Annotated in this window: 14 protein-coding genes; 4 read left to right on the top strand and 10 right to left on the bottom strand. The window is 66.6% G+C overall.

Going from position 1 to position 12774, the window contains the following annotated elements:
• Positions 1–44: 44 nt before the first annotated feature.
• Positions 45–1370 (bottom strand): hypothetical protein, encoded by a 1326-nt coding sequence (locus tag KYX69_RS15740; RefSeq protein ID WP_300498848.1) that lies wholly within the window; start codon positions 1368–1370, stop codon positions 45–47.
• Positions 1371–1474: 104 nt separating this feature from the next.
• Between KYX69_RS15740 and KYX69_RS15735 the strand changes: the two genes are divergently transcribed.
• Positions 1475–1942: a histidine phosphatase family protein gene (locus KYX69_RS15735; protein WP_300498847.1), complete on the top strand. Its 468-nt coding sequence runs from the start codon at positions 1475–1477 to the stop codon at positions 1940–1942.
• Between the two features lie 35 nt (positions 1943–1977).
• Here KYX69_RS15735 and KYX69_RS15730 read toward each other — a convergent pair whose 3' ends face one another.
• Together KYX69_RS15730 and KYX69_RS15725 are read right to left on the bottom strand one after the other, a co-directional pair.
• On the bottom strand, positions 1978–2910 hold the full coding sequence (locus tag KYX69_RS15730; RefSeq protein WP_300498845.1) for a hypothetical protein: 933 nt from the start codon (positions 2908–2910) through the stop codon (positions 1978–1980).
• On the bottom strand, positions 2910–3848 hold the full coding sequence (locus tag KYX69_RS15725; protein ID WP_300498843.1) for a CsgG/HfaB family protein: 939 nt from the start codon (positions 3846–3848) through the stop codon (positions 2910–2912). Before KYX69_RS15725 ends, KYX69_RS15730 begins: the two co-directional genes overlap by 1 nt.
• Before the next feature lie 462 nt (positions 3849–4310).
• On the opposite strand from KYX69_RS15725, the gene KYX69_RS15720 reads away from it, so the two are divergent.
• The 3 genes from KYX69_RS15720 to KYX69_RS15710 all read left to right on the top strand — a co-directional run bounded on the left by KYX69_RS15720 (position 4311) and on the right by KYX69_RS15710 (position 6921).
• Positions 4311–5150, top strand: a complete 840-nt coding sequence (locus tag KYX69_RS15720; RefSeq protein ID WP_300498842.1) for a penicillin-binding protein activator LpoB — start codon at positions 4311–4313, stop codon at positions 5148–5150.
• Positions 5151–5338: 188 nt separating this feature from the next.
• Complete coding sequence (locus KYX69_RS15715) at positions 5339–6004, top strand: hypothetical protein (RefSeq protein ID WP_300498841.1); 666 nt, start codon at positions 5339–5341, stop codon at positions 6002–6004.
• Between the two features lie 68 nt (positions 6005–6072).
• Positions 6073–6921, top strand: a complete 849-nt coding sequence (locus KYX69_RS15710) for a MoxR family ATPase (protein WP_300498840.1) — start codon at positions 6073–6075, stop codon at positions 6919–6921.
• A gap of 19 nt (positions 6922–6940) precedes the next feature.
• Here KYX69_RS15710 and KYX69_RS15705 read toward each other — a convergent pair whose 3' ends face one another.
• The 7 genes from KYX69_RS15705 to KYX69_RS15675 form a co-directional block, all read right to left on the bottom strand.
• Positions 6941–7942: an NADPH:quinone oxidoreductase family protein gene (locus KYX69_RS15705; protein ID WP_300498838.1), complete on the bottom strand. Its 1002-nt coding sequence runs from the start codon at positions 7940–7942 to the stop codon at positions 6941–6943.
• Positions 7905–8534, bottom strand: a complete 630-nt coding sequence (leuD, locus tag KYX69_RS15700) for a 3-isopropylmalate dehydratase small subunit (protein ID WP_300498836.1) — start codon at positions 8532–8534, stop codon at positions 7905–7907. Before leuD ends, KYX69_RS15705 begins: the two co-directional genes overlap by 38 nt.
• 100 nt (positions 8535–8634) lie before the next feature.
• Positions 8635–8763: a hypothetical protein gene (locus KYX69_RS15695; RefSeq protein ID WP_300498834.1), complete on the bottom strand. Its 129-nt coding sequence runs from the start codon at positions 8761–8763 to the stop codon at positions 8635–8637.
• A gap of 3 nt (positions 8764–8766) precedes the next feature.
• Complete coding sequence (gene leuC, locus KYX69_RS15690; RefSeq protein WP_300498833.1) at positions 8767–10215, bottom strand: 3-isopropylmalate dehydratase large subunit; 1449 nt, start codon at positions 10213–10215, stop codon at positions 8767–8769.
• Positions 10216–10286: 71 nt separating this feature from the next.
• Positions 10287–10736 carry a hypothetical protein gene (locus KYX69_RS15685; protein ID WP_300498832.1) on the bottom strand — a complete coding sequence of 150 codons (450 nt, stop codon included), beginning with the start codon at positions 10734–10736 and terminating at the stop codon, positions 10287–10289.
• Positions 10736–11704, bottom strand: a complete 969-nt coding sequence (locus KYX69_RS15680; RefSeq protein WP_300498830.1) for an NAD(P)-dependent oxidoreductase — start codon at positions 11702–11704, stop codon at positions 10736–10738. Before KYX69_RS15680 ends, KYX69_RS15685 begins: the two co-directional genes overlap by 1 nt.
• Entirely contained in the window at positions 11704–12765 is a 1062-nt protein-coding gene (locus KYX69_RS15675) for a transcriptional regulator (protein ID WP_300498829.1), read from the bottom strand. Before KYX69_RS15675 ends, KYX69_RS15680 begins: the two co-directional genes overlap by 1 nt.
• Between the last annotated feature and the right edge of the window lie 9 nt (positions 12766–12774).

Here is a 12774-nt window from a genome sequence, read left to right as displayed (position 1 = left end):
CGATAAATCTTGACTGCCTCCTCAAGTCGCGCCGTCCCGCTTTCTCATTCGCCCAGCATCGAGAGTGCGTTGCCTAGATTGTCCTGCGCGCTAGCCCAATTGTCACGGTCATGGCCGCGAGGACACGCCTCAACAATACTCCGCCGTCGCCGTATAGCTTCGGGCAACAGCGCGGGATCGCCGAATCTTTCGCCCCATTCCTGCTGAGTATCGGCGGCCTGCCATAGCTGAATCAATCGCTCATCCTGAGCCTGCGGCGGCAAAATCGCGGCTGCCTCGTCATGGAATCGCACAGCGGTCGCATAATCACCCGCCACCCGCGCATTCTCGCCGCGCAGCGCAATTCGGGCGGATTTGGCGATCAGCAGGGGGGCGATTTTCTCGTCCAGCGCGTCGACGGCGTCGGCCAGCAGGGCGTCGGCGGTTGCGAAATCGCCCCGATCGGTGGCCGCCTTTGCGTCGGCGAGTAGCGCGGCGTCGCGGTTGCCCTCTGCCTCAAGTTCCTCGATCCGCGCGCGATAGTCGCGCCACTGGTCGATCTTGGCGTGCAGATAGGATTGCAGCCCTTCCAGATCGTCGGCGTGATGCTGTTCCGCATAGCCCTGTGCCAGCGCGCGCAGCAGTTCGATCGACGCCGGCTTGCCCGTCCCCTGATGGGCGCGGACCTGGTCAAGAATCGCGGTGACCGCATCCAGTTTTGCGTTCACAGCATCAAAGCGATCGTGCATCTCGGCGCGAAAGCTGTTGAGGTCGTGCTCCAGCCCCACCAGCGCCGCCGCCTGTGCCCCGGCAAACGCGACCACCTCGTTCAGCCGCTCGAACGTCAGGATGCGGAATGCGGGGTCATTGTCCTTGACCGCCTGCGCAAAGAATAGCTGGAACGTCGCCGCCCAGCCGCGCTTGCCGGCGTGGCCGGTGCGGAACACGGCGCGCAGGCCTTCGGTGAGGGGTTGGCCCATCACGCCCTCAACCCGAGCGATCACCGCCTCCACCGCCACTGCATCGGGATCGGCATCCGCCCGATAGATGTCCCGGACCAGCCGCTCCAGTTCCGCGTCGGAGAAATTGCCGCCATCGAAGCGGAATTCGGTCAGCGCCGGATCGCGAACGGCCTTTTTCAGCGCCGCCAGCGCTGGGTGATCGTCGAACCGGGTGGTCGCCCCCTCGGCCAGGCGCGCCATGACCTGAACCGATTTAAGCCAGGCGTCATGGGTGGCGCGCAGCACGTCATGATTTTGCGGGGTCTGGGTTTCCGCCAGCACGCGCAGCAGCTTGCGCGAGCCGGCGACCGCCGTGGCATCGGCGCGATTGCCGATCAGCCCCGAGACGCAAATGGCAGCGACATAGGCAAGCGTAAACGGTTCGGCCAAGGCTTCACTCCCCCAAGGCGGCATGCAGCCTAGCCAGCCGGACGCGCCGACGCCAGCCGCCGAATCCGCTTGCAACGCCCAGGTTGGAGCGCCAGCCTGTCGGCATGCGCGCCATTCTCCTTGCCCTTGCCTGTTCGCTCGCGCTCCCCGCAGCAGCGGCGGAGCCGACGACCTATGTCGTCCGCCATTTCGATACGCCGAAGGGGGAGAAGGACCCGAACCTGCTACCCCAAGGCGCGGCCCGGGCCGAGGCGCTGGCGCGCTGGTTTCGGGGGAAGCGGTTGTGCGCGATTCTGGTGACGCAGTATCAGCGCACGCGACAGACCGTCGCTCCGCTCGCCGCCAGCCGGGGCATCGCGCTGCAAAGCTATGACGCCGCCGATACCGCCGGCGTGGTCGCCCGCGCCAAGGCATCGCCCTGCCCGGTGCTGATCGTCGGGCACAGCAATACCGTTCCCGATATCGTCGCGCAGCTGGGCGGCGCGCGTCCAGCCGACCTCAAGCACGAGGATTTCGGTGACGTGTGGACGGTTGCCGATGGCAAAACGGATCGCGTGACGATCGCCCCCTGATCGTCCGCGATCCGCATTTGCCTTACCGAGCGGTATTAGAAGGGCAGATCGACCCGTTCGAAGGTTGGGCTGTTCGCCTCCGGGCTATCCGCTTCGGCATACACCGCGACGCTGCCCGGCTCGACGCCGCCGATATCGCCGGTGCCGCGCGTTTCGGCCCAGGCATAGCCGTTGCCAGCCAGGCCGATCGTGCACTTGATCTCTTCACCGCCCGGCCCTTCGAGCAGGACGACCGCGCCGCGGGTCAGCAACGGCGTGCCATAGTTGAGCTTGACCCGGCGGTCGGTCACTTCGTCGACGCGCAGCGGGACCAGCTTGAACGCCGCCGAGCGCGCAACCGCGAAGGCGACCTCACGCTGCAGCTGGGTGTAGATGGTGCGGCCGGTGTCGGCGGTGACCGCGGTGGTCGTTTCGCCAGCCGTGGTGGAGCCAATCTCGATCGTTTTGGTGATCATGTTGCCATGGATCGCGCGGCCGCGAGCATCCTTCAGCGAGAACTGCACGCTGATCTTCGCGTCGATCCGCTTCTGATCCATGTCCGGCGTCGAGACGCTGCTGCCGCTCGCGCCAACCTCCGACATCGCGCCGGTTAGCGTATAGGCGCCGGGCGTACCGGCCCGGACCACGCGGAACTTGCCCGACGAGGCGATCGCCGCCTCCATCGACTGGCGCAGCGCCGAGAAGTTGCTGACGCAATCGCGCACCAGTTCGGTCCGCCATGCGCGAGCATAGGCAAATGCCGCACTGCTGGCATAGCCGGCGCCGCCCCAGCCGGCATAGCCGGCGCTGCTGCTGCGGCCATAAGCCGCTTCGGACCCGGAGGTCACGGCATAGAGCGTGCACTTTTTCTCGGTGGTGAAGCTGCCGATGACGACAGGGATCAGGCCGCTCTGCGCGCTGGCATCCGGGGCTCCGAGCGAAACCAGCGCCAGCGGCGTCAGCAAAGCGAGGCGATAGACGTTACGCATCAGCGGCGACCCTTCTTCTTGGACGGCGGCGGCGGCGGTGGCGCAAAGCGCGCGACCGATCCGGTCGCTGGCGCGGCGGCAAACTGGGTGATCATCTGGGCGCGCGAGAAGCGCGGCATCACTTCGGTCACCTGGACCATGCCGATCTCGGTCCCCTCACCCTTGGAGAGACACTCACCCGAGTCCGGATCGACCGCAGCGCAGGCACCGCCCGTGTCGCTGAAGATCTTGAGCGTGTCGCCGACCTTCAGCGTATCCTCGCCATAGTTGAGCAGGACCAGCCCGTCCGGCTGCACGCCCGCCACCTTCATGGGATAGAGCGCGAGGGTCAGGCCGCTCGAAATCTTCTGCGCTGCGGTGCGGAACAGCGACATATAGTCGATGGTGCCATTGGGGCCGCAGGTCGTGCCCGACCGCTGGTCATGGCGGATCGTATCGGCCCAGCGCACCTGGCCGGTGCCGGTGTCGACGATGCGGATGTCGATCTCGAGGCTGGCGATCGCAATCGCACAGGTCGGCGTGTTACGCGCGCCGAGAAAGCCGCCGAGCACCGCCATGCCGAGCGTGCTGCCGACATCGGCCTTGGTCTTGGTCTGGCCCTGAGTGATGGTGCCGTAGATCAGGAAATCCACACCCTCGGCCAGCGCGCGCTGGCCCGGATTGCGGCTGGTCACTGCCCCGCTCTTCTGCAGGGCCCGCTCATCGGCGAGATTGCCGAGCTGGCGCTCGATCACGCGAAAGCGGTTCCCGTTTGTGATCGCGGTGAGGATCATCGTCGAAAAGGCTTCGGACTGACCGGTATTGGCCAGATCCTTCATTTCCTTCACGCCGACGATCGGCTTGCGCACCTGCGCCTGCGGCACGGCACGTTGCTGAGCATTGACGGGCGAAATCGCGAGAAACGCGATGGCCGACACAATATACGCGAAGAACTTCATAGCCTCCCCCGGGTCGAAGCGATTCGCTACGGCTAAACCAGTTTTAAGGCTGAATCGACTGACAATTGCGCGGTCGGCATCGATTTGATCCGAAACGACATATTGTTACAGATTGGCGGCGCCAACCACCGAACACTTCGCAAGGAACAGCGCGACAGTCTCAGTAACTGCCGGTCGGTTCGATTTTCTATGGTGAGATTGCGCACCACATCGCCGCGCTCTGGCAGGCAGAGGCGTCGGGTCGGATCGGTGCGGATCGGAAGCATACAGGGCGTGCCGAATCGGCCTGCCGAACCGAAAAATACCCCAGCAATGCTGCCACCGCAACGATCCGAGCGCGCGGACGTGTGCGCGGCACCCGGATCGCGCCGTCAGAACCCGTCAGTGGCCGCGTGGCGCGCTGCGCAGCATGGTCGCCTCAGCCATCGGGGCAGCGCGCCCCGGAATTTCGAGGAGCCACCCATGCGCATCATCCGCAACCTGATCGCCGCCGTCGCGCTGACCGCAATGGCAACCGGCCCGATCGCCGCATCCGCTCAGACCGCCACCAGCGCCTCGGGCAAAACCTATCAGGACGGGACGACGAAGGGCGCATCGTCCGGACGACGCGCGCAGGAACGCGGCGTGCGCGAAATCCCGCGCTGCACCAAGAGCCTGGGCACCATCGCTATTGTCGAGCCGGACAAGCAATGGTGGCGCGAGATGAACCTGGGCAGCCCCGAGGCGATCTTGAAGGTCTTCATCCAGCAATCGGGCTGCTTCACCATCGTCAATCGCGGTCGCGCGATGCAGAGCCGCGCGATGGAGCGCGCGCTGCAGGAACAAGGCGAAACGCAGGACGGACAGAATATCGGCAAGGGCCAGGTCCGCACCGCCGACTATTTCCTTCAGCCCGACATCGTCTCCTCGAACAAGGATTCGGGCGGCGGCGGCGTGGGCGGTGCCGTTGGTGGATTGCTCGGGCGACGCGGCGGTCTGCTGGGTGGCATCGGCGCGGTTGCCGGGGGCATCAGCATCAAGAAAAAGGAGGCCAGCGTCACCCTGTCGATCGTCGACGCCCGCACCACCGAGGAAAAGGCGATGACCGAGGGCTATGCGCGCAAGACCGATATCGGCTTTGGCGGTGGCGCGGCGAGCGGCTGGTGGGGCGGATTCGCGGCGGCCGGTGGGACCGGCTATCAGAATACCGATATCGGCCAGGTCATCGTGCTCGCCTATCTCGATGCCTATACCAAGCTGGTGCGTGAGCTTGGTGGCTTGCCCGACGATGCAGCTGCGGCGGCACCGGCAGCGCAGAGCTGAGCCCGGATTTAGTCGCTGGATCGGGGCCGGTGCCATGCGCACCGGCCCCCTTCCGCATCTGTCGAGGTCCGAACGATCCCTTAACGCGCGGTCAACCACGTCTTTACGCGCTTCGGTATAAACCTGTGGGGCAAAGCAGTTTTTCAGCGATGCCGGATGGGCCGGCGCGGTTGCTTTGGCGGGGTCATATGCCACTCGAAACGGTTCGGAGCGCAGGGCTGAGCGGTGCGTCGGGCACGCTGACCGCGCTTGTCGCCGCCGATGGCAGCGCGACGCACCCCTATCTGTCGCGCCTGACCAGCGGGGTCGTGCCGCTGCGCGACTTGGGCGACCTGGCCCATCAGATCTGTCTGCTCCACGCGCGCCATCCCGACTTGTTCGAACAGGCCGCCGCCCAGTCGCGTCAGCCCGCGGCGGCCGAGTGGCTGGCGGAATCGGTTCGCGCGTTCGCCGCCGAGCGCGCCTATCTCGTCCGCATCGTCGCCGCCGCCGGGCCGATGCCGAGCACGCCGGGGCAGGCCGCGTCCGAAGCCGCCGTCGCCGCACAGCGCCACGCGCTCGACATGCTCGCGCAATCCGACCGCAATGGCTGTGCGGACGGCACCGCGATTGCGCTGGCGCTGGACTGGCCAGGGATCCGGTCGGTGCTGGACCTGCTGGCCGGTCGCCTGGGGATCGATCCGCCCGCGAGCCAGTTGCCGCCGGCGTTCGAGACCGCGACCATGATCGACGCCCTTGCCGGCACGCTGTCGGTCGAGCGCGCGATGGTGTTCGGTGCGCAGCAGATGCTGGCCCAGCATCGCGGCCTGATCGACCTGCTCGAAGCCCGCGCCTCGGCCCGTTCCGACCACTAAGCGACTTGCGCCCCGCCGCCTTTCCCCGCTAGTCCATACCCGATCTTCCAATTTGACCGGGGACGGGAATGCGCTTCGAAGGCACGCAGGATTATGTCGCAACCGACGATCTGAAAGTCGCGGTCAACGCCGCGGTCACACTGCGCCGCCCGCTGCTGGTCAAGGGTGAGCCGGGGACGGGCAAGACCGTCCTGGCCTATGAGATCGCCAAGGCGGTCGGCGCGCCGCTGATCGAATGGAACGTCAAATCGACGACCAAGGCGCATCAGGGCCTGTATGAATATGACGCGGTGGCGCGGCTGCGCGACGGTCAGCTTGGCGACCCGCGTGTGCATGAAATCTCCAATTACATCCGCAAGGGGAAATTGTGGGAGGCGTTTACCTCGCCCCAGCTGCCCGTGCTGCTGATCGACGAGATCGACAAGGCCGATATCGAGTTCCCCAACGACCTGCTCCACGAACTCGATCGCATGGAATTCCATGTCTGTGAGACCGGCGAGACGGTCCGCGCGGCCGAGCGCCCAATCGTGGTGATCACGTCGAACAATGAGAAGGAACTGCCCGACGCCTTCCTGCGCCGCTGCTTCTTCCATTACATCAAATTCCCCGATCGCGGCACGATGCAGGCGATCATCGACGTGCACTTCCCCGGCATCCAGAAGATCCTGGTGAGCAAGGCGATGGATATCTTCTACGACATCCGCGAGGTGCCGGGCCTGAAGAAAAAGCCGAGCACCAGTGAGCTGCTCGACTGGCTCAAGCTGCTGCTGCACGAAGACATGCCGCTCGACGTCCTCCAGTCGCGCGACCCGAGCAAGGCGATCCCACCGCTCCACGGCGCGCTGCTGAAGAACGAGCAGGATGTGATGCTGTTCGAACGGCTGGCGTTCATGGCGCGGCGGCAACAGGGGAAGTAAGCGGGCAGACGCCGCAGGGTTAGTCCGCCACCCGCACCACCAGCTTGCCGATTGCGCCGCGGTCGGCGAGTTTGGCGATGGCCTTGCCGCCATCCTCGAACGCGAACACCTCGCTGACATGCGGGTTGATCTTGCCCTCCTCCCACAAGCGGAAGAGGTGGTCGACATGCGCGGCGTTGGCCTTGGGATCGCGCGCGGCGAAGGCGCCCCAGAAGACGCCGCAGACGTCGCAGCTCTTGAGCAGGGTCAGGTTGAGCGGCAGCTTGGGGATGCCGGCCGGGAAGCCGACGACGAGGTAGCGCCCTTCCCATCCGATCGAGCGGAGCGCCGGTTCGGCATAGTCGCCGCCGACGGGATCATAGATGACGTTCGCGCCGTCCGGCCCGACCGCCGCCTTGAACTGCTCCGCCAGCGCCTTGGACGCGTCCTTGTCGAACGGGGCGCGGCCATAAACGACCGTTTCGTCCGCGCCCGCCGCCTTGGCCGCCGCCGCCTTCTCTTCACTCGACACCGCCGCGACGACGCGCGCGCCAAACGCCTTGCCGAGTTCGATCGCCGACAGGCCGATGCCGCCCGCCGCGCCCAGGATCAGCAGCGTGTCGCCGGCCTTCAAATGCCCGCGATCGAGCAGCGCGTGGATGCTGGTGCCATAGGTCATCAGCAGCGCTGCGCCCTGTTCGAAGCTCTTGCTGTCGGGCAGTGGGTAGAGGCGGCGGCGTTCGACCACGACCTTTTCGGCGAGGCCGTTCCACCCGGTCGATCCGAGCACGCGGTCGCCGGGCTTGAGGTCGGTGACACCCTCCCCCACCGACTCCACCACGCCGGCGATTTCGCCGCCCGGCGCGAACGGGCGCGGGGGTTTGAACTGGTATTTGTCCTCGATGATGATGACATCGGGGAAGTTGATCGCACAGGCCTTGACCGCGACCACCACCTCACCGGGTTTTGCCACCGGATCCGGCAGCTCGCCCATGGTTAGAGTTTCAGGTCCGCCCACTTCCTTCGACAACAACGCCCGCATCACCGCTCTCCCTCTTGAGCCAGGGCCGCGCGTCGGCGACCATCGACTCATATTTCGAAATTGCGGTATCTCTTGCCAGTGTCAGCCCGACCTCGTCCAGCCCCTGCATCAGGCAATCGCGGCGGAAGGGGTCCATCTCGAAGCCGAAGCGATCCTGGAACGGCGTGGTGACGGTCATCGTCTCAAGGTCGATGGTGACCGGATCGGTCTTTGCCACCTCGATCAGCCGATCGATTGCCTCTTGCGGGAGCACCACCGCGACGATCCCGTTCTTGAACGCATTGCCCGAGAAGATGTCCGAATAGCTGGGCGCGATCACGGCGGTGATGCCCATGTCCTTGAGCGCCCAGGCGGCGTGTTCGCGGCTCGACCCGCATCCGAAATTGTCGCCCGCGATCAGGATCGGCGATCCGGCATAAGCGGGGTCGTCGAAGATGTTGCCCGGCTGCGCGCGCACCGTTTCGAACGCGCCCTTGCCAAGGCCCTCACGGCTGATCGTCTTGAGCCAGTGGGCGGGAATGATGATGTCGGTGTCGATATTCTTGGCGCCCCACGGATAGGCGCGCCCTTCGACCTTGCGGACGGGGTCCATGTTCAGCTCCGGATCTGTTGACGGTGCGCGACGAAGTGGGCCGCGCTGCTGCGCCGCCCGGTTGCCCGCCCGATCGATACGAAATCGCCGTGTAGCGCGCTCAGCGCACCGGCGCGGTCACCTGCGCGCTGGCGCGTGCCTCGCCCGCCGTGACGGTAGAGGTCGCATAGACCGCCGCCGCGCCGCTGAGGATCGTGCCCGTGATCAATGCCACCAATACGCGCTTCACCGGTCATCCCCCCGCCTGGGCCCCCATCAGGTCCCGCACGTCCGTCAACCGCCCGGTCACCGCCGCCGCCGCCGCCATTGCGGGCGAAACGAGATGCGTCCGGGCACCCGGACCCTGGCGTCCTACGAAATTTCTGTTGGAAGTGGAAGCACATCTCTCGCCCGGCGGCACTTTGTCCGGGTTCATTGCGAGACACATCGAACAGCCCGGCTCGCGCCATTCAAAGCCCGCCGCGGTGAAGATGCGGTCCAGCCCCTCGGCCTCGGCCTGCCGCTTGACCAGCCCCGAGCCGGGGACGATCAGCGCTTGCCGCACGCCGTCCGCGACCTTGCGCCCGTTCACGACGGCGGCGGCGGCGCGCAGATCCTCGATCCGGCTGTTGGTGCAGCTGCCGATGAAGATATTCTCGACCGGTATGTCCTGCATCCGCGTGCCGGGGGTGAGGCCCATATAGTCGAGCGATTTCTGCGCCGCGACCCGCTTCGAGGCATCGGTGAAGCTCTCCGGATCGGGCACCACGCCGGTGATGGGCACGACATCTTCGGGGCTGGTGCCCCAGGTGAGCGAGGGGGCGATATCGCTGCCCTGCAGCGTCACCACGCGATCATAGACCGCGCCCGGATCGGTCGGCAGGCTGCGCCACCATTCGAGCGCCTGTTCCCACTGCTCCCCCTTGGGCGCCATTGGGCGGCCCTTGAGATAGGCATAGGTCGTCTCGTCGGGCGCGATCAGGCCGGAGCGTGCGCCGCCCTCGATCGACATGTTGCTAATCGTCAGCCGCCCCTCGACCGACAGGCCACGGATCACGTCGCCGGTATATTCGACCACATAGCCGGTGCCACCCGCCGCCCCGGTCTTGCCGATGATCGCGAGGATCACGTCCTTCGCCGACACGCCATAGCCGAGCGTCCCGTCGACGCGGATTTCCATCGTCTTGGACTGGCTGAGCAGCAAGGTCTGGGTCGCCAGCACATGCTCGACCTCGCTCGTCCCGATGCCGAAGGCGAGCGCGCCCAGCGCGCCATGCGCCGACGTATGGCTGTCCCCGCACACCAGGGTCGTGCCCGGCAGGGTGAAGCCCTGTTCCGGCCCGACGACATGCACGATGCCCTGCTCCGGCGCAGTCGCACCGAAATAGTCGATGCCGAATTCGGCGACGTTGCGTTCGAGCGCGGCGAGCTGCTGCGCGCTCTCATGATCGGCGATCGGCAGCCGGTTGCCAGCCGCATCGACGCGCGCGGTGGTGGGCAGGTTATGGTCCGGAACGGCGAGCGTCAGGTCGGGGCGGCGTACGCGGCGACCGGCGGCGCGAAGCCCCTCGAACGCCTGCGGGCTGGTCACCTCATGGACGAGGTGGCGGTCGATATAGATGAGACAGGTGCCGTCCTCACGCCGTTCAACGACGTGCGCGGCCCAGATCTTTTCGTAAAGCGTAAGCGGTTTGCTGGCCATGATGCGGCCCCCTTACGCCTTTGTTGCGCGGGAGCAAGCGCAGGCGACATTTTCTGAGGCGAAGCTGGGCTTCAGGGGGCGAGGTGCCGCCACGCGCGCAGCACGCCGATCAGGTGGACGACGCCATAGACGAGCACGATGGCCGACGACCACAGTGCAAATGCGTCGCTATGCTGGGGTCGCCAATAATGGAACGGGAGGAATGCGATCGCACGGAGCAGATAGACGGCGGTGATCGCAACCAGCGCGGTGCGCAGCAGTGGCAGCCGCGGGATCAGCCCCGCGCCCGACGCGGCATAGGCAGCCCACACCGCCAGCACCGTGGCGATGGCGAGCGTGATCAGCGTTGGCCGCAGGTCGCCCCGCGCAGCCGCCCGCGCCATCCCCTCACCCGCGCCGAAAAAGCGATACCAGTCCGGCCCGCCGACGATGCAACCGAGGTGCAACAGCGCCGCTGCGCCGGACAGGACAGCCGCAGCGATCAGCCAGCCGCTCCCCGAGTTGCTCACGACCTGTTGCATCACACCTCTCCCTGACGCACCAACTCCTGCGGCGACACATAGGCTGCGTCGTGCGCGAAGGGCAAAGCCGTGCCGCATCGCAAGGCATCGAGCAGCTGCGCGAAGCCGGTGTCGAACGCAAAGCCCAGCTCGCGCTGAATCCGCGCGCTGTCATAAACCCGCCCGATCCGCGTTGGCAGCTCCCAGCCGCGCGCGGCGTAGAGCGCGGGCGCATCGGGGAAATGGCGCGAGATCACGGCGGCGGCATCGCGCTTCAGTTCGGCAGCTTCCTGCCGCGCGAACGGCGTGGGAGCAGATACGATATAGGTGCCGAACCCGATTGCAGGCGCCTTGGCGAGCGCAGCGACATGGGCGCGGGCGGCATCCTCAACCGTCAGGCGACGGTGGAGCAATTCGTTCGCCTTGAGATTCTCCCCCGGCGGATGGCTGTGGGTGTCGTCATCTTCGGGGAAGAAGCGTCCAGTGCGCAGCACGATGCAGCTGAGGCCATGTTCGGCATGGCACAGGCGGCAGAGCTGTTCGGCGGCATATTTGGTCGCGCCATAGATGTTGCGCGGTTCGATCGGGCCGCTGTCCTCGTCGAGCCACACCGCGGCATCCCCCGCCTCGTCGCGGATCGCCTGGCTGATCATCAGGGAGGTGGTGGAGGTGAAGACGAACCGGTCATGCCCAGCGGCGACCGCCGCTTCGAGCAGGTTCAGCGTGCCAGTGACGTTGACGTCAACGAACGCCTGTTTGGGATAGCGCACGATATCGGGCTTGTGCAGCGCGCCGCCATGGATCACCGCCTCAATCCCGCGCTCAGTAAACACGCGGTCGATTGCCGCGCGGTCGGCGACGCTGGCGATGACGTCGGTATCCGCACCGGGCGCGACGTCGAGGCCGGTGACCGTATGCCCTTCGGCACGCAACATTGGCGCGAGGAATCGGCCAAGCCAGCCTGACGCCCCGGTGAGGAGGACGCGCATCAGCGTGCACTCCCCCGCCACAGCCCCGCCGCCGTAAACCCGCCGAACAGCGCCCCCTCCGCCATGCTCGTCACGATGCGGCTGCGCAGGCCAAATCCGGTTTCGCCGAGCAGCCCGCCGATCCGGCCGAGGTCCAGCCGTGCGCCCTCCATCGTCTGGGTCAGCACGTCGATGCTCCCGGCGAGCAGCCGCCCGCCGAGCAGCGCGATGATCAGGCCTGCCGCCGCGCCAAGCGCCATCCCGGCCAATCCCGCGTGACGTTTGGTGCTGCCCGCGCGTCGGGCCGCGATCCAATAGGCGAGCCCGACTGCGGTGCCCAACGCCAACCCCTCGGGCGCGCCGGTAATCCCTTCGGGCGCACGGCCGAGCAGCAATGTAAATGCGTCGATCCCGAGCAGCTTGGCCACCGCGCCCACGATCAGCCCGGCCAGCGCCCCACCGACGATCGCCAGCGGCGACCCTGCTCCGCCGCGCTGCACGGCTGCCGCGACTCCGAATGCAACCGCTCCGCCGCCGATCGCGGCGACTACGATGGTGAGGCATGCCAGCACCAGCACGAAGGACAGCGCCCCGCTCTGCGCGGGCACCGCCAGCGTCGCGCCGAGCACGCCATAGGTCAGCCCGCCAACCAAGCCGGCCGCGACCGCTCCCGCCGTACCCGTAGAGCCCATGTCCCAGGTCAGGGTGTGCGTGGCCTGCGGCTGCGGCGCTGGGGGCGTAGGCGGCGGTTGCGGCTTCGCCTCCTCGCCGTCGATCGCGCCGACAAAGCGGTACCCGAATTTGGGCACGGTCGCGATGAAGCGCGGATCGCCCGCCTCATCGCCCAATGTCCTGCGCAGCGTGCGGATGCACTGGGTCAGCGCTTCGTCGGTCACCGGAATGCCGCGCCACACCGCGTCCATGAACCGGTCCTTGGTGACCAGCTGCCCACGTTCACGCACCAGCAGGATCAGCGCGTCGAGATAGCGCGCATTGAGCGCGACCTCTGCCCCGTCGCGGCGCAGCTGGCGCTCGGCGCTGTCGAGCTCGAAGCCGCCAAAGCGATAGATCGTCGGGTCCATGTCGATTTC

Origin of the sequence: Sphingomonas sp., from assembly GCF_030145815.1 — a bacterium.
GTDB lineage: Bacteria > Pseudomonadota > Alphaproteobacteria > Sphingomonadales > Sphingomonadaceae > Sphingomonas.
Note: the sequence above shows the minus strand (reverse complement) of the source record. Positions and strands in the feature narration are given on the sequence as shown.